This window comes from Rhodoplanes azumiensis, from assembly GCF_042682915.1.
Lineage (GTDB): Bacteria > Pseudomonadota > Alphaproteobacteria > Rhizobiales > Xanthobacteraceae > Rhodoplanes > Rhodoplanes azumiensis.
The window spans coordinates 79,926-95,525 of the sequence record NZ_JBHUIW010000016.1; the positions used below are offsets into that span (position 1 = coordinate 79,926).

The 15,600-nt window shown below is 70.0% G+C and carries 14 protein-coding genes; 10 read left to right on the plus strand and 4 right to left on the minus strand.

Features of this window, described 5'->3' with window-relative positions; translation table 11 throughout:
• Positions 1–49: 49 nt before the first annotated feature.
• Positions 50–994 (plus strand): beta-keto acid cleavage family enzyme, encoded by a 945-nt coding sequence (locus tag ACFSOX_RS14425; protein ID WP_378478509.1) that lies wholly within the window; start codon positions 50–52, stop codon positions 992–994.
• 269 nt (positions 995–1,263) lie between these two features.
• Here ACFSOX_RS14425 and ACFSOX_RS14430 read toward each other — a convergent pair whose 3' ends face one another.
• Positions 1,264–2,262 carry a dihydrodipicolinate synthase family protein gene (locus ACFSOX_RS14430; protein ID WP_378478510.1) on the minus strand — a complete coding sequence of 333 codons (999 nt, stop codon included), beginning with the start codon at positions 2,260–2,262 and terminating at the stop codon, positions 1,264–1,266.
• Between the two features lie 49 nt (positions 2,263–2,311).
• Positions 2,312–3,682, minus strand: coding sequence for an MFS transporter (locus ACFSOX_RS14435; protein ID WP_378478511.1), 1,371 nt, complete (start codon positions 3,680–3,682; stop codon positions 2,312–2,314).
• A gap of 163 nt (positions 3,683–3,845) precedes the next feature.
• On the opposite strand from ACFSOX_RS14435, the gene ACFSOX_RS14440 reads away from it, so the two are divergent.
• The 8 genes from ACFSOX_RS14440 to cysN all read left to right on the plus strand — a co-directional run bounded on the left by ACFSOX_RS14440 (position 3,846) and on the right by cysN (position 12,443).
• Positions 3,846–4,808 carry a LysR family transcriptional regulator gene (locus ACFSOX_RS14440; protein ID WP_378478512.1) on the plus strand — a complete coding sequence of 321 codons (963 nt, stop codon included), beginning with the start codon at positions 3,846–3,848 and terminating at the stop codon, positions 4,806–4,808.
• Positions 4,809–5,134: 326 nt separating this feature from the next.
• A complete protein-coding gene (locus tag ACFSOX_RS14445; protein WP_378478513.1) occupies positions 5,135–6,205 on the plus strand; it encodes a siroheme synthase family protein in 1,071 nt (356 codons plus the stop codon).
• Between the two features lie 10 nt (positions 6,206–6,215).
• Positions 6,216–6,566, plus strand: a complete 351-nt coding sequence (locus ACFSOX_RS14450) for a DUF2849 domain-containing protein (RefSeq protein WP_378478514.1) — start codon at positions 6,216–6,218, stop codon at positions 6,564–6,566.
• Between the two features lie 14 nt (positions 6,567–6,580).
• A complete protein-coding gene (locus ACFSOX_RS14455; RefSeq protein ID WP_378478515.1) occupies positions 6,581–8,242 on the plus strand; it encodes a nitrite/sulfite reductase in 1,662 nt (553 codons plus the stop codon).
• Positions 8,226–8,972, plus strand: coding sequence for a phosphoadenylyl-sulfate reductase (locus ACFSOX_RS14460; RefSeq protein WP_378478516.1), 747 nt, complete (start codon positions 8,226–8,228; stop codon positions 8,970–8,972). The genes ACFSOX_RS14455 and ACFSOX_RS14460 overlap by 17 nt, the downstream gene beginning before the upstream one ends.
• 2 nt (positions 8,973–8,974) lie before the next feature.
• A complete protein-coding gene (locus ACFSOX_RS14465) occupies positions 8,975–9,493 on the plus strand; it encodes a DUF934 domain-containing protein (protein ID WP_378478517.1) in 519 nt (172 codons plus the stop codon).
• An 8-nt stretch (positions 9,494–9,501) separates the two neighbouring features.
• Positions 9,502–10,497 carry a sulfate adenylyltransferase subunit CysD gene (cysD, locus tag ACFSOX_RS14470; RefSeq protein WP_378478518.1) on the plus strand — a complete coding sequence of 332 codons (996 nt, stop codon included), beginning with the start codon at positions 9,502–9,504 and terminating at the stop codon, positions 10,495–10,497.
• On the plus strand, positions 10,497–12,443 hold the full coding sequence (cysN, locus tag ACFSOX_RS14475; RefSeq protein ID WP_378478519.1) for a sulfate adenylyltransferase subunit CysN: 1,947 nt from the start codon (positions 10,497–10,499) through the stop codon (positions 12,441–12,443). Before cysD ends, cysN begins: the two co-directional genes overlap by 1 nt.
• 75 nt (positions 12,444–12,518) lie before the next feature.
• Here the strand turns inward: cysN and ACFSOX_RS14480 are convergent, their stop codons facing one another.
• Positions 12,519–12,869 carry a hypothetical protein gene (locus tag ACFSOX_RS14480; protein ID WP_378478520.1) on the minus strand — a complete coding sequence of 117 codons (351 nt, stop codon included), beginning with the start codon at positions 12,867–12,869 and terminating at the stop codon, positions 12,519–12,521.
• Positions 12,870–12,919: 50 nt separating this feature from the next.
• Entirely contained in the window at positions 12,920–14,863 is a 1,944-nt protein-coding gene (locus tag ACFSOX_RS14485; RefSeq protein ID WP_378478521.1) for a cation:proton antiporter domain-containing protein, read from the minus strand.
• Between the two features lie 271 nt (positions 14,864–15,134).
• Between ACFSOX_RS14485 and ACFSOX_RS14490 the strand changes: the two genes are divergently transcribed.
• Positions 15,135–15,563 carry a hypothetical protein gene (locus ACFSOX_RS14490; protein ID WP_378478522.1) on the plus strand — a complete coding sequence of 143 codons (429 nt, stop codon included), beginning with the start codon at positions 15,135–15,137 and terminating at the stop codon, positions 15,561–15,563.
• Positions 15,564–15,600: the final 37 nt, after the last annotated feature.

Genomic DNA, 15,600 nt, shown 5'->3' on the forward strand with positions numbered 1-15,600 from the left:
CGACGACGTCCCGTCCGCCGGACGCCGGTGATTCAACGAGGAGAATAGAATGTCGAAACTGATCATCACGGCCGCCGTCACCGGGTCGGTGCATACGCCGAGCATGTCGCCCTATCTGCCGGTGACCCCGGACGAGATCGCGAACGATGCCGTCACGGCCGCGAAGGCCGGCGCCGCGATCGTCCATGTGCACGCGCGCGACCCGCGGACCGGCAAACCCTCCGCCGACCCGACGCTCTACGAGGAGATCGTCAAGAAGATCAGCGCCCGCACCGATGCGCCGATCTGCATCACCACGGGCGGCTCCAAGGAGATGACGGTCGCCGACCGCGCCCGCTCGGTGGCGTTGCTGAAGCCCGAGCTCGCCTCGCTCAACACCGGCTCGATGAACTTCGCGTTCCATCCGCTCGCCGACAAACTGAAGGAGCCGAAGCACGATTGGGAGGTGCCGTTCATCCGGGCAACGGACGACTGGATCTTCCCGAACACCTTCAAGACGCTCGCCGAGTTCGCGACGTTCATGACCGCGGCCGGCACCAAGCCGGAGCTCGAGGTCTACGATGCCGGCATGCTGTCCAACGTGCAGTTCCTGCTGACGACCGGCGTGCTGAAAGCCCCGATCCATCTGCAGTTCGTGCTCGGCATCCTGGGCGGCATGCAGGCGACCGTTCCGAATCTCGTGTTCCTGCACGAGTCCGCCTGCCGGATGATCGGCGAGAAGAACTTCACCTGGTCGCTCTCGGCGGCCGGCCGCGCCCAGCTCCCGATGATGGCGACCGCCATGGGCATGGGCGGCAACGTCCGGGTCGGCCTCGAGGACAACCTCTACCTCGCCCCCAAGGTGCTGGCGAAGTCGAGTGCCGAGCAGGTCGAGCGGATCATGACGATCGCGGCGGCGCTCAGCATCCCGGTCGCGACGCCCGCCGAGGCGCGGCAGATCCTGGGCCTCAAGGGCGCGGACGCCGTCGGCTGGGCCGCCGGTCAGGCGGCCTGACGAGCCTTCGAGCCGATCGGCCGTTCGTCGTCTCTCTCCACCGGAAGAGCGTGCAGACTTGCTGAGGTCGTCCCGGGGCGGCGCGCGAGCGCCGAGCCCGGGATCCATACGCCCTGTCTAGGGTGAGCTACCTGCACCGGGATTATGGATCCCGGGCTCGCGAACCTTCGATTCGCAACCCGGGATGACGCTCAGACGAAAGAGCCTCGTCGTGTGGACCACGGCGAGGCTCCCTTCGTTCATGACCAAGATCACGTGTGTCGGCCGCATCACGCGACCGCGCGGGTCTCCGCGATGTCGATCACCGGCACGCCGACGCGCGAGAGCAGACGGTGCAGGGTCTCGATCTCGGCCCGGCTCGGCTTGGGCATCGGCGCCCGCATGAACGGGTTCGGGATCAGCCCGGCGATCCAGGTCGCGGTCTTGTAACGGATGTGGAGGCGACCCATGTCGGCGACGTAGTCGTGCAGCTCGGAGAGGCCGCCGTCCCAGATCTCGCGCGCCTTGACGACGTCGTTGCGATCCCACGCCTCGAGATGGTCCATCATCGGCTCGAGCGCGAAGTTCCAGAAACCCGACAGCGTGCCGTCGAACAAGCCGGTCGCCTTGTACTCGTGCCAGCGCGACGCCAGCGCCCCCATGATCGCGACGTGCCGGTCGAGCGAGCGCAGGCCCTTCGCGATCAGCCTGAACCCGTCGTACATGTAGGTCATCTTCCAGCCGACGATGTTGGGCACCTCGCGGCAGATCCGCAACGTCGCACCGAGCGGCAAGCCCGGATAGAACGGCGGCTTGGCGCCACCGACCGGATGGGTGACGATCGGCAGGTCGACGGCGCGGTCCTGGGCGACGATCTGGTCGAGCCAGATTTCCGGATAGCCGTCGGCATCCCAGCACGAGGTGACGTCCTGCGCACCGCCGGGCGGCGTGACGAAGATGCCGTCGACGCCGAGCGCCTTGCAGTCCTTGGCGGTCTCCACCGTCTCCTCGGTGGTCAGCGCCCAGGTGCCGGCGATCAGCGGCACCTTGCCGTTGTTCTCCTCCTGGGCGATCTCCAGCACGCGGCGCTTCTCGGCGCGGGTGAGATAGAAAATCTCGCCCGCCTCCGGGTTGATGCACAGGCCGCCGCCCATCCTCACGAAGCGCTCGTTGTCGAGGAAGTGGCGCAGGAAGCGGCGGTAGGCCGCCTCGTCGATCTTCATGTGCCGGTCGTAGGGCAGCAGCGTCGCCACGTAGAGGTGGTCGCCGACGGTCTTTTCGATGGTCATGGCTTGGTCCTGATGATGGTCCGGAGTCCGGGTGAAAGTATGGTGGCGGTCAGGGCGAGATCTCCTCCAGCACGCGGCCCTTCGTCTCGATCGCGAAGACCGCCGTGATCACGGCCGCGAATGCGGCGACGAGACCGAAAGCGAGGAACACGGCCTCGAGACCGATGCCGATCATGGCGCCGACGATGCTCGGCCCGATCATCGAGGCGAAGCGCAGCCATGCCGTCGCGGTGGAGACCGCGATGGCGCGGGCGCGGGTCGGATAGAGTTCGGGCGTGTAGAGATAGACGCCGATCGACAGCACCGAGGAGAAGAAGAACGCGGTGCTCACCAGCACGAGGACACGGACCGGGGTGCCGGCGCCGATCAACCAGAGCGCGCACAGCGCCGTCGCGGCGCCCGCGAAGGCGAGCGCGAACCACGGCCGCCGGCCCAGCCGATCGATGCTGAGCGCACAGGTGAGCGTGCCGCACAGGCCGACCACCTGGGTGATCAGGCCGTATTGGAGCGCATCCTCGAGCGAGAGGTGGAACACGGTGCGGTAGATGGTCGGCAGCCAGACCGTCAGACCGTAGGTGATCAGGTAGGCGGAGAACCAGATCGTCCACACCACGAGCGTCCGGCGCAGATAGCGCGGGCCGAACAGGTCGCTCCAGGACGCCGGCTTGTCGTGCGACGCAGAAACCGGCTCGGGCCGCGGCAGCGGCGCGCCGGTCGCCTTCTCGGTCGCGCGCTCGATATAGGCGAGCGCCCGCTCGGCCTCGTCGAAACGGCCGCGGGTCGCCAGCCAGCGCGGCGATTCCGGCAGGATGCGCTGCATGAACACGACCAGGATGGCCGGGATCGCGCCGATCAGGAACATGTAATGCCAGCCGAGATGCGGCACGATCCAGCGCCCGAGCAGGCCGGAAGCGACGAGACCGACCGGGAAGATCACCTCGTAGAGCAGCACGAAGCGGCCGCGCCCCTTCGCCTTGGCGATCTCGCTGATGTAGACGGCGGCGATCGGCACCTCGCCGCCGAGGCCGAGCCCCTGCAGGGTGCGGAACACGAGGAGCGACTCGTAGCTCCAGGCGAACGCGCAGGCGAGGCTCATGGCGGCGAACAGAAGCACGGCCCAGATCATCGCCTTCACCCGGCCGTGGCGCTGGGCGAGCCAGCCGAAGGCGAGTGCACCGACGAGCTGGCCGAGATAGCCGACCGAGATCATCAGGCCGATCTGCGGCGACGAGAGCTTCCACAACGGCGCCAGCACGGGCAGCACGAAGGCGATCGCCAGCGCGTCGAAGGCGTCGAAGAAGGTCGCGGTTCCGATGATGACACGCGCCTTCACGTGCCAGGTCGAGATGGGCAGCCGTTCGATGCGCGAGACAATGTCGTCCTGTCTCGCGCGGTCGTCGACCGTGGCGTGCGTCAACATGGTCTACTCCTGAAGCGGTCTTGTTTTGCCGGGACGGCGCAGCGTTCGGGGGTGAGACGAGGCTCGAGGGCGTTTCCGGAGCCGACGCTAGCCCTGCTTTCTCGGGACGAGAATTCATGTATTGGTCATGGCGGAATGAACACCATTCATTGTGCGGTGCGTCATGAACTTGCGCTCGGTCGATCTCAACCTGCTCGTCGCGTTCGATGTGCTGGTCACCGAGCGCAACGTGACTCGGGCAGCCGACAAGCTCGGGGTGACGCAATCGGCGCTCAGCCATGCCCTGCGGCGCTTGAGAACCTTGTTCGGCGATCCGCTGCTGACGCGCGGGCCGCACGGCATGGAGCCGACCGAAGTCGCGCTGGAGCTCGTCCAGCCGGTTCGGGACGTGCTGTCCGACATCCATTCGGTGCTGACGGCCAGAGCCGCTTTCGATCCGGCGACCACACGACGCTCGTTCTCGCTGTCGATGAGCGATGCGATGAGCGTCGAGGTTCTGCCCACGATCGTGCGCCATGTCAGGTCGCAGGCGCCGGGTATCGATCTCGTGGTGAGCACGTCCGGCCCGCGCGCCACCTGCATCCGTATCGCCGAGGACGAGGTGGATCTCGCCGTCGGGGTGTTCCCGGAAGTGCCTCCGGAGATCCGCTCTCAGGAGCTCTACCGCGACAGACTGGTGTGTGTCGCCGACCGCCGTCACCCGCTGCTTCGACGCGGCCGCATGGACGAGCGATCCTATCTCTCCTGCCCGCACGTCACGGTCGCCCCGAACCTCGAGTCCGGAATCCAGATCGACACGATCCTCGCGGCCATGGGCCTCGATCGCCGGGTGATGGCGACGGTCTCGCACTACATCGCGGTCCCGGCGCTCGTGCGCGACACGGACCTGATCGCGCATTCACGTCGACGTCTGGTGGGCTTGCTGCCCGGCTCGGCCGGGCTCGTGGCGTTTCCGATCCCGGTTCCGATCCGGGTTCCCGAGCTCAGCTTCGTCCAGCTCTGGCATCGGCGTCACGAGCGCGATCCCGGGCACCGATGGCTGCGGAACCTCGTCGGAGACGCGATCCGGAGCCTCGATCGAAAGAGCGGCAAAGGACGTCGCGCGGAACTCGGCATGCGCGATTGACGCATCGTCGCTCGCGGCCGCTTCGCCCCCCCCTGCGCGCCGACGACATCGACCGGAGGACCGCACGCGCCCGGCACGCGCACAGCCAGCCCGTGGCCCCGGGGAACGATCGATGCGGCGTGCGTGCAGAAGAAAGAACAAAGACGTCGCGCGCGACGGTCACACGACCACGACGTCGCTATTTCGCCGAACGCCTTGAGATCCGCCCCTCCGTAGGCCTCTCTTGATGTCCAGGCGGCCGCGCCGAGCGCTTCGGCGGCCGCCGCGGGCCGCGTGCGCGCAAGGGCGCGTCTCCCGGTCCGCCCCCTCCGCACGAGGACAGTTCGATGGCGCGGTTTCGCTACTTTCCGGTCTCCTACGACGTCGCCGGACGCATCGTGGTGGTCGTCGGCGACGGCGAGCCGGCGCTGCTGAAGCTGCGGTTGCTCGTGCGGACCGAAGCGCGGCTGATGCTGTATGCGAAGACGCCGATGCCGGCGCTGACCGAGTTCGCCGCCGCGCACGGGGTCACGCTCGTCGCGGGGCCGCCGACCACGGAGGCACTGGGGGGAGCCGCGCTCGTGTTCGTCGCCACCGGTGACGACCAGGAGGATACCCGGCTCGGCACGCTCGCGCGGCAGTGCGGCGTGCCCGTCAACGTCGTCGACCGACCCCACCTGTGCGATTTCGCGACGCCCGCGATCGTCGACCGCGCGCCGCTGTCGGTCGCCGTCGCGACCGACGGACACGCGCCGGTGCTGGCCCAGATGGTGCGGGCCAAGATCGAGGCTCTCCTCCCGCCGGCCTTCGGGCGGCTCGCGACGCTCGCCGGAGCGGTGCGCGAGACCGTGCTGCTGCGATTGCCGGACAACGCCGCGCGCCGACGCTTCTGGTCGGCGCTCTTGTCCGGCCGCGCTGCCGCTCTCGCGCTCGCCGGCGAGGAGGAGCGTGCCCGCGTGTTCGCCCTCGCGACGCTCGCCGACGCGCAGAGGTCGATCGCACCGAGCGGAAAGGTGTTCCTGGTGGGCGCCGGCCCGGGCGCCCCCGATCTGCTCACCGTGCGGGCCCATCGCCTGCTGGCGGAGGCCGACGTGATCGTCCACGACGCGCTGGTGCCGGACACGGTTGTCGCCATGGGTCGGCGCGACGCGATGCGCATCGCGGTCGGCGGGCACGAGGAGCCGGCGTCGGTGGCGGAGTCGGACGTCGCTGCACTGCTGGTGCGGCTCGCCCGCGAGGGCCGCCGCGTCGTGCGTCTCGAGGTCGGTGACCCGATCGTGTCCGGCGACGCCCGCCAGGTGATCGCGACGCTGCGCGCCGCCGGCGTCGATCACGAGATCGTCCCGGGCCTTGCGGCGAGGCGCGACACCGTCACCGACCATGGCAGGACCGGCGACGTCGCGCCGGCCGCCGCCTGACGAGGTTCGGATGTCGAAGCGCCCGAAGACGTTCCAGCCGGTGGTCGCGACCGCCAACGACCTCTCGACCGGCGTCGTCGTGTTCCGCCGCCGCGACGGCGCCTGGTCTCGCGACATCGCCGTGGCCGCGATCGCCGCGACGCCGGAGCAGGCCGAGGCGCTGCTCGCCGCGGCCCGCGCCGACCAGGACGACCGCCCTCGCGTCGTCGACGTCGCGTTGATCGAGGTGGTGCGCGACGGGGACTTCGTGCGCCCCGCCGCCCTGCGCGAGCTGATCCGCACCACCGGACCGACCATCGTGCTGCCCGCCGACGTTCCGCAGTCCGGCGCGCCCGCCGCCTCCCGCAACCCCGGCGCCTGAACCGGAGGAGCCCGATGTATCGCTACGACGAGTTCGATCGAGACTTCGTCCACGAGCGCGTCGCGGAGTTTCGTGATCAGGTCGCGCGACGGCTGTCCGGCGCGCTGACCGAGGACCAGTTCAAGCCGCTGCGGCTGATGAACGGCGTCTATCTGCAGCTGCACGCCTACATGCTGCGGATCGCCATTCCCTACGGCACGCTGTCGTCGCGCCAGCTCCGCCTGCTCGCGACGATCGCGCGCGACCACGACCGCGGCTACGGCCACTTCACCACGCGGCAGAACCTGCAGTTCAACTGGATCGCCCTCGAGGAGGTGCCCGACATCCTGGAAAAGCTCGCGGGCGTCGAGATGCACGCGATCCAGACCTCGGGCAACTGCATCCGTAACGTGACGGCCGACCACTTCGCCGGCGCCGCCGCCGACGAGGTCGCCGATCCACGGCCCTATGCCGAGATCCTGCGGCAGTGGTCGTCGCTGCATCCGGAGTTCACGTTCCTGCCGCGAAAGTTCAAGCTCGCCGTGACGGGCGCGCCGCACGATCGCGCCGCGATCCAGACGCACGACATCGGCCTGCAGGTGACGCGCGACGCCTCGGGCGCGCTGGGTTTCGTGGTGTTCGTCGGCGGCGGCCAGGGCCGCACCCCGATGATCGCGCGAAAGCTCCGCGACTTTCTTCCCGAGGGCGATCTGCTCGCCTACTGCGAAGCGATCCTGCGCGTCTACAACCTGGAGGGCCGGCGCGACAACAAGTACAAGGCGCGCATCAAGATCCTGGTGCACGAGACCGGCGAGGCCGCGTTCAAGGACGCCGTCGAGGCGGAGTTCGCACAGCTGAGGGGCAAGACGTTGCGGCTGCCGGCCGACGAGGTGGCGCGCATCCGCGACTACTTCGCCCCGCCCGCCTTCGCGACGCTGCCGCCCCGTTCCGCCGTGTTCGACCGCGCCGTCGCGAGCGACCCGGAGTTCGCCCTCTTCGCCGCCCGCAACGTGCACGATCACAAGATGCCCGGCTATGCGATCGTCACGGTGTCGCTGAAGCCCATCGGCGCCCCGCCCGGCGACGCCACCGCGGCGCAGATGGAGGCCGTGGCCGACATCGCGGCACATTATTCCTTCGACGAGATCCGGGTGAGCCACGAGCAGAACCTGGTGCTGCCGCATGTCCGGCGCGACGACCTGCCGGCCGTGTTCGCCGCGCTGCGCGCCGCCGGGCTCGCGACCCCGAACGCCGGCCTCGTCACCGACATCATCTCGTGTCCGGGGCTCGACTATTGTGCTCTCGCGACCGCCCGCTCGATCCCGATCGCGGAGCGGATCTCGCAGCGTTTCGCCGATCTCGACCGCCAGCACGACATCGGCGACCTGAAGATCAAGATCTCCGGCTGCATCAACGCCTGCGGCCATCATCACGTCGGCCACATCGGCATCCTCGGCCTCGAGCGCAAGGGCGAGGAGTTCTACCAGATCACGCTCGGTGGCTCCGGCGACGAGACCTGCGCGATCGGGGAGATCGTCGGCCCGGGCTTCTCGTCGACGACGATCGTCGATGCGGTCGAGACCGTGGTCGACACGTATCTGGCCTTGCGCACCTCGCCGCAGGAGACGTTTCTGGCCGCCTATCGCCGCATCGGCGAAGCCCCGTTCCGGGAGGCTCTCTATGCCGCTGCGGGCTGAGACGACACGGGCCGAGATGGGCGACGGCGGCCTCGCGGAAACGCTCGCGGCCGCGTGGGTCGAGGCCACGCCGCAGGAGATCGTCCGCGCGGCGCTGGAAGAATTCGCCGGCCGCATCGCGCTCGTCTCGTCGTTCGGGGCCGACGCGGCCGTGCTGCTGCACATGGTCGCGCAGATCGATCCGGCGACCCCGGTGGTGTTCGTCGACACGCTGCGATTGTTCCCGGAGACCCTCGCCTATCGCGATACGCTGATCGCGACGCTCGGCCTGACCGACGTTCGCATCGTGAGACCGGATGCGGCCCAGATCACACGGCGCGATCCCGATCTCGCCCTCGCGGGCCGCGATCCCGACGCCTGCTGCGGCATTCGCAAGGTCGCGCCGTTCGAGCAGGCGATCACGCCGTTCGCGGCTTGGCTCAACGGCCGGCGGCGCGATCAGGGCGCGAGCCGCGCCGCGATCGCCGCGGCCGAGTGGGACGGCGCGCGCGTGAAGATCAACCCGCTCGCGGCGTGGACCTCGGCCGACGCCACCGCCTATCGCCACGCGCACGATCTGCCCGAGCACCCCCTCACGGCGCAGGGTTACCCGTCGATCGGCTGCGTTCCGTGCACGTCACGGGTCGACGCCGGCGAGAACGGCCGCGCGGGGCGCTGGCGCGGCTTCGAAAAGACCGAATGTGGGCTGCACACACGGCGCATCGGCGTCGCCGCAAGCACGGATTCCTGATCATGCCGATCTTTCGCCATGGCACCTTCGTCGACGACGACTGGCAGATCCCGGCCGACGACGAACCGATACCCGAGGCCGGCAAGGTCGCGCTGTCGAAAGCCCGATATCTCGTCGAGCGTGCGGCGCTGTCGCGGCGCGACGCCGCTATCGGCGTCGTGCTCACCGCCGGCGACACGCTCGACGACATCGTCGCGGCGCTGCCGCGGCTCGCCCTCGTCGTGATCAGGATCCCGAAATACTTCGACGGACGCCCCTACTCCCTCGCGAGATTGCTGCGCGACCGTCACGGCTTCGCGGGCGAAGTCCGCGCCGCCGGCGACGTGCTGCGCGACCAGATCGCGCTGATGCTGCGTGCCGGCTTCGATTCCTTCGACGTGACTCATCCCGGCACGATCGAGGCGCTGCGGGAAAAGCGCATCGTCGCGGTCCGCCATCATTACCAGCCCGCCTCGGCCGAGGCGTCCGAAACCCAGCCGGACGACCGCCCGTGGCGGCGCGTCTCGGCCGCGCTCTTCTGAGGGTCGCCATGCGTGCCGCCGAAAGCCTCGCCGAACGCCCCCTGGATCCGCTCCGCACCGAGCGAGCGCCCGCCCCCGCACGGCCCCCGACGACCGAGCCGCGGGCACACCTGTCGCCGCACCTGAAGACGCTCGAGGCCGAGGCGATCTTCATCATGCGCGAGGTCGCGGCCGAATTCCGCAATCCCGTGATGCTCTACTCGGTCGGCAAGGACTCCTCGGTGATGCTCCACATCGCCCGCAAGGCGTTCTTCCCGGGACGCCCGCCCTTCCCGCTCCTGCACATCGCGTCGGGCTGGGATTTTCGCGAGGTCATCACCCATCGCGACCGTATGGCGGCGCATTACGGGCTCGACCTGCTCGTCCACACCAACGCGCACGCCGCGGCCGCCGGGGTCAATCCGTTCGACACCGAGACGGGCGAGTATTCGCGGCTGATGCTGACCGAGGCGCTCAAGACGGCACTCGACGCGCACGGCTTCGACGCCGCTTTCGGTGGAGCACGACGCGACGAGGAGAAAGCGCGCGCCAAGGAGCGCATCTTCTCGCACCGGCGCGGCCATGTCTGGGATCCGCGCAATCAGCGGCCCGAGCTGTGGAGGCTGTTCAACACGCGGCTGGCGCCGGGCGACACGATGCGGGTGTTCCCGCTCTCCAACTGGACCGAGCTCGACGTGTGGGACTACATCCGGGCCGAGAGCATACCCGTGGTGCCGCTCTACTTCGCGGCCGAGCGCGGCGTGGTGATCCGCGACGGCGCGCTGCTGGTCGTCGACGACGAGCGGATGCGGTGGCGCAAGGGCGAACGGCTCGAGACGCGCCGCGTGCGGTTCCGCACGCTCGGCTGCTGGCCGCTGACCGGCGCGGTCGAATCCGACGCCGCCGATCTGGACGGCATCATCACGGAAATCGTCGCATCGCGAGTCTCCGAGCGCAACGGCCGGCTGGTCGACGGCGCCTTGCAGGCCTCGATGGAAGCCAAGAAGCGCGAGGGTTACTTCTGATGCCGACCGCTCTCCGATCCGCCGTGGCCGCAGCGGCCGCCGTCACGGCCCCTGCCGCCGACAGCCTTCCGGTGCGCGCGCGCGGAGCGCTGCGCTTCATCACCTGCGGCTCGGTCGACGACGGCAAGTCGACGCTGATCGGCCGCCTGCTGCACGAGGCGCAAGGCGTGCTGGACGACCAGCTCGCGACCGTGACACACGACAGCCGCCGATTCGGCACCACGGGCGAGGATGTCGACTTGGCGCTGCTGCTCGACGGTCTCGAGGCCGAACGCCAGCAAGGCATCACCATCGACGTCGCCTACCGGTTCTTCACGACCGGGCGGCGCGCCTTCGTGGTCGCCGACACGCCGGGACATGCGCAGTATACCCGCAACATGGCGACCGGTGCCTCGACCTCTGACCTCGCCGTTCTGCTGGTCGATGCCCGGAAAGGCCTCCTGGAGCAGACGCGGCGGCACGCCGCGATCGTGTCGCTGCTCGGGATTCGCCACGTCGTGCTGGCGATCAACAAGATGGATCTGGTCGGCTGGTCGCAGCTTCGTTTCGCCGAGCTGGTGGCGGCGTTCCGTGACTTCGCGGCGCCTCTCGGCTTCCGCACGGTGACACCGATCCCGCTGTCGGCGCGCTTCGGCGACAACGTCGCGCGACCGAGCCCGAACGCGCCCTGGTTCGACGGGCCCACCCTGCTCGACCATCTCGAAACCGTGGCGATCGCCGACGAGGGCGAGGCGGACGTCCGCTTTCCGGTGCAGTGGGTGAGCCGGCCGAACGCGGATTTTCGCGGTGCCGCCGGCACGGTCGCGAGCGGCCGCATCGCGGTCGGCGACCCGCTGGTCGTCGCCGCCTCGGGACGATCGACGCGCGTCGCCCGCATCGTCACCATGGATGGCGATCTCGATGTCGCGAGCGCGGGCGACGCCGTCACCCTCACCTTCACGGACGAGATCGACATCGGGCGCGGCGACGTGCTGGTGCCGCCGCGGGCGCGGCCGGCCGTGACGCGACGTTTCTCGGCCGACCTCGTGTGGATGATCGACGAGGAGATCGAGGCCGGTCGGAACTATCGCCTGAAGATCGGCACCGCCACGGTCGCGGCGACCGTCACGCGCATCGCCGACCGGCTCGATCTCGCGAGCCTCGGCCGGGTGCCGGCCGATCGGCTCGCGCTCAACGCCATCGGCCGCGTCCATGTCGAGACCGCCGTGCCGGTGGCGATCGACCCTTATACGGAGAACCGCTCGACCGGCGCCTTCATCCTGATCGACCGCGCGACCCATGCGACCGCCGCGGCCGGGCTGGTGGTGGGACCGCTCGGCGCCGCGCGCGACGTGCACGTCCATGCGGGGGCCGTCGCGCCGTCGCTGCGCGCCTTCGTGAAGGCGCAAGCGCCGCTCGCCGTGTGGCTCACCGGCCTGCCCGGCTCCGGCAAGTCGACCATCGCGGATCTGGTCGAGCGCCGCCTCGTCGCGCTCGGCCATCACACCATGCTGCTCGACGGCGACAATGTCCGGCAGGGCCTCAATGCCGACCTCGGATTCGACGCGGCGTCACGCGCCGAGAACGTGCGACGCGTCGGCGAGGTGGCGAAGCTGATGACCGACGCAGGACTGATCGTGCTGGTGTCGCTGGTGTCGCCGTTCCGCGCCGACCGCGACAAGGTCGCGGCCCTGCTCGGGCCCGATCGGTTCCTCGAGGTGTTCGTCGACGCGAGCCCGGAGACGTGCCGGTTGCGCGACCCGAAGGGCCTCTACGCCAAAGTGGACGCCGGCCGGATCGTGAACTTCACCGGACGTGACCAGCCCTACGAGCCCCCGCTCGCCCCGGCCCTGGTGCTGCCGACGGACACGATCGCCCCGGAGATCGCCGCCGAGCGCCTCGTCCAAGCGATCCTCGAGCGGGTGCGCCCGCAGCCGACGAGCGCACTCGACGGCGCCCAGCTCTGAAAAGCGCCCCGACGACGCCCGACGTCGTCGGGGCCGTCGGGGCCGTCGGCGATGGGCGGCGCGACACCGGAGCCGTCAGAACACCGGCACCGGCTCGATGCGCAGGCTGTCGGCCGACGCCGACGACCGCGCTGCGGCGAGGTGACGGACGAGATCGGCCCCGATGTCGTCGAGCGACGCGCCGGGGCGCGGGGCCGGGCTGGTGGAGAGGCGCGGATCGGCGCTGTCCAGCCAATCGAGACACCACTGCGCGCCGTCGTGACGGAGCGTGCCCTGGATGTCGCCGTTCCAGGTGACCAGCCAGATCCCGAGCGTCCAGTCGCGGACGAAGCCGATCGACATCGCCTCGACGGCGCGACGGAGTTCCGACAGCCCGCGGACGATGCGGGCGGACAGGTCGACGAGGGCGATGCGGCTCGCGGTCATGACCGGAAGTTTGCAGCCGGCGCCTCTTGTCGGCAACGCGCAGGACTTTGTTATTTTCGGGCTCGCCGGAGAAGATCGCGCACGCTGACGCGCCGACGCCGAGATCGAACGTCGTCGACGCGCTCTCGATGCCGCGACGCGTCGTCCGGTGAACCCAGACCACCATCGGTGCTCGGCGACCTCGGTCTCAGGCCCTTCGGCGGCGACGGCGCGCCGGGAGCCGTGGCGCCGGGGACCGCCCCTGGTGCAGTCCCCGCACCGGCCGGCACGATGTGCTCGACGATGCCGCGGGCGATCTCGCGCTCGCCCATGATCACCACGGCCGCGCCCAGCGATTCGAGGTGTTCGACCTCGGCGTCCGAATGTGCGCGCGCGATGATCTCGAGCGACGGATTGGCGGCCTTCGCCTGCTCCACCACCTGCCCGGCCTCGAAGGCGTTGGGGATCGCGAGCACCAGCCGCCGGGCGCCCGGCAGATTGGCGGCCGCCATCACCTCGGGATCGGCCGCGTTGCCGGCGAGCACCTCGGTCTTCTGCGAGCGCAATGCCGCGACGGCCGCGTCGGCGTCCTCGATCACCAGGACGGGCAGCCGCCGCGCGGCGAGCGCGGCGGCGACGAGGCTGCCGACCCGGCCGTGGCCCACCAGCACGGTGTGATCCGTGAGCGTGGTGGCGACCAAAGGCTCGACCGCGACGGCGGTCGCGGCGGGCGCGGCCCGCGCGCCCGCACCAGCGGTGCCGCCCGCCGGTGCGGCGGCCGACGCACCCGCCCGCCGGCTGAGCGCGGCGACCGCCGCGAATGCGAGCGGGTTGATCAGAATCGACAGGATCGCGCCGGCCAGGATCAGATCGCGCGCCGCCTCCGGCAGCAGCTTCAGGCCGACGCCGAGCTCGGCCAGGATGAAGGAGAACTCGCCGATCTGCGCGAGGCTCGCCGAGATGATCAGCGCCGTGCCGGTGGGATGGCCGAACGCCCGCACGATGAGGAACGCCGCCGCCGACTTGCCGATGACGATGATGAACAGGGTGATCAGCACGGCGACCGGCTCGCGCATAATGGTCGAGGGATCGAACAGCATGCCGACCGAGACGAAGAACAGAACCGCGAAGGCGTCGCGCAGCGGCAGCGACTCCTCGGCGGCCCGGTGGCTCAGCTCGGATTCCGACAGGATCATGCCGGCGAAGAAGGCGCCGAGCGCGAACGACACGCCGAACAGCTTCGCCGCTCCGAACGCGACGCCGAGCGCGATCGCCAGCACGGCGAGGCGGAACAGCTCGCGCGAGCCGGTGTGCGCGACCCAGTGCAGCACCCACGGGATCACGCGCCGGCCGACAACCAGCATCACGACGACGAAGCCCGCGACCTTCAGCACCGTCACGGCGAGCACGCCACCGACGCCGAGGTCGGTGACGACGCCGAACAGCCCGCCGGGCGCGGCGTGGCCGTTCGCCCCCGCGCCGCCGGTGCCGAGCGCGCCGGCCAGTGCCGGCAGCAGCACCAGCGCCAGCACCATCGCGAGATCCTCGACGATTAGCCAGCCGACCGCGATCTTGCCGCGTTCGGTCTCGACGAGGCGGCGCTCCTGCAAGGCCCGCAGCAGCACCACGGTCGAGGCGACGGAGAGCGCGAGACCGAACACCAGCGCGGCCGCCATCGACCAGCCGAGCCACCAGGCGAGCCCCGCCCCCATCGCGGTCGCGGCGGCGATCTGCACGATGGCGCCGGGCACGGCGATCGCCCGCACCGAGAGGAGATCGTCGAGCGAGAAGTGCAGCCCGACGCCGAACATCAGGAGGATCACGCCCATCTCGGCCAGTTCCGGCGCCAACGTCTGATCGGCGACGAAGCCCGGCGTGTGCGGACCGACCAGCACCCCGGCCACGAGATATCCGACCAGCGGCGGAATCTTCAGCCGGTGTGCGAGCGCACCGAACACGAAAGCGAGGCCGAGACCGGCGACGATGGTGGCGATCAACGGGGTATCATGCGGCATGAACGACGAGGCCTCGCGCGGTCCCGCGGGCGGAACGGCACTCTGATGGATGGATTTCCGCCATTATGAAGGGCTACAAGACGATCGAGCAAGCGCACCGGCACGCGCCATCCGAGACTTCGCGCACCGAGCCTCCACGCACGGAGACTCCACGCACGGAGACTTCACGTGTGAAGACTTCACGCGCGAAGTGCGGTACGACACGCGAACCGATATCACCAACGAACCATGACAGGCGTTCGCGCCCCGACGAGACAGTGACGGCGAGACCATGACGGCCAGGCGAGGGACACGACAGGTGAACGGCGGCGCGGCGACGCCTGCCGGTCTGCGCGCCTGTCTGGTCATCGCCCTCCTGGTGCTGCACTGGAGCGCGCTGCCGCTCATCGGCCTCCATCTCGGGATCGGCGTCGGCGGCACGATGTCGCGGGGCGTCGAGAACGCCGATCAGACGGCACGGCCGGCCCTGCCGGTGCGCGACATGCTGCGCGCCGCCGCGACCATGCGGGCGGAGCGCAGCGACCTCGGGGCCCCGGCCGCCGTCGGGCCGTCGGACGATCCCGCGGCCGTGCTGCCGTCCGTCGTGCGACCACCGATCGTCGAGACGACGACGCGCCTCGCCGAAGCGCGGAGCGAAACCTCGCGGGCGCACTACCGCCGCGCCTTCGACGCGCGCGGTCCGCCGGCCGTCCGGACCTGATCCCGACCGCACCTCCTTCCGCGGCTGATCCCTCCTT

What these genes read in the sequence shown, in the direction of transcription:
- ACFSOX_RS14425 (WP_378478509.1), top strand. Translation starts at nt 50, where the DNA reads ATGTCGAAACTGATCATCACGGCCGCCGTCACCGGGTCGGTGCATACG.
- ACFSOX_RS14430 (WP_378478510.1), bottom strand. Translation starts at nt 2,262, where the DNA reads ATGACCATCGAAAAGACCGTCGGCGACCACCTCTACGTGGCGACGCTG.
- ACFSOX_RS14435 (WP_378478511.1), bottom strand. Translation starts at nt 3,682, where the DNA reads ATGTTGACGCACGCCACGGTCGACGACCGCGCGAGACAGGACGACATT.
- ACFSOX_RS14440 (WP_378478512.1), top strand. Translation starts at nt 3,846, where the DNA reads ATGAACTTGCGCTCGGTCGATCTCAACCTGCTCGTCGCGTTCGATGTG.
- ACFSOX_RS14445 (WP_378478513.1), top strand. Translation starts at nt 5,135, where the DNA reads ATGGCGCGGTTTCGCTACTTTCCGGTCTCCTACGACGTCGCCGGACGC.
- ACFSOX_RS14450 (WP_378478514.1), top strand. Translation starts at nt 6,216, where the DNA reads ATGTCGAAGCGCCCGAAGACGTTCCAGCCGGTGGTCGCGACCGCCAAC.
- ACFSOX_RS14455 (WP_378478515.1), top strand. Translation starts at nt 6,581, where the DNA reads ATGTATCGCTACGACGAGTTCGATCGAGACTTCGTCCACGAGCGCGTC.
- ACFSOX_RS14460 (WP_378478516.1), top strand. Translation starts at nt 8,226, where the DNA reads ATGCCGCTGCGGGCTGAGACGACACGGGCCGAGATGGGCGACGGCGGC.
- ACFSOX_RS14465 (WP_378478517.1), top strand. Translation starts at nt 8,975, where the DNA reads ATGCCGATCTTTCGCCATGGCACCTTCGTCGACGACGACTGGCAGATC.
- cysD (WP_378478518.1), top strand. Translation starts at nt 9,502, where the DNA reads ATGCGTGCCGCCGAAAGCCTCGCCGAACGCCCCCTGGATCCGCTCCGC.
- cysN (WP_378478519.1), top strand. Translation starts at nt 10,497, where the DNA reads ATGCCGACCGCTCTCCGATCCGCCGTGGCCGCAGCGGCCGCCGTCACG.
- ACFSOX_RS14480 (WP_378478520.1), bottom strand. Translation starts at nt 12,869, where the DNA reads ATGACCGCGAGCCGCATCGCCCTCGTCGACCTGTCCGCCCGCATCGTC.
- ACFSOX_RS14485 (WP_378478521.1), bottom strand. Translation starts at nt 14,863, where the DNA reads ATGCCGCATGATACCCCGTTGATCGCCACCATCGTCGCCGGTCTCGGC.
- ACFSOX_RS14490 (WP_378478522.1), top strand. Translation starts at nt 15,135, where the DNA reads ATGACGGCCAGGCGAGGGACACGACAGGTGAACGGCGGCGCGGCGACG.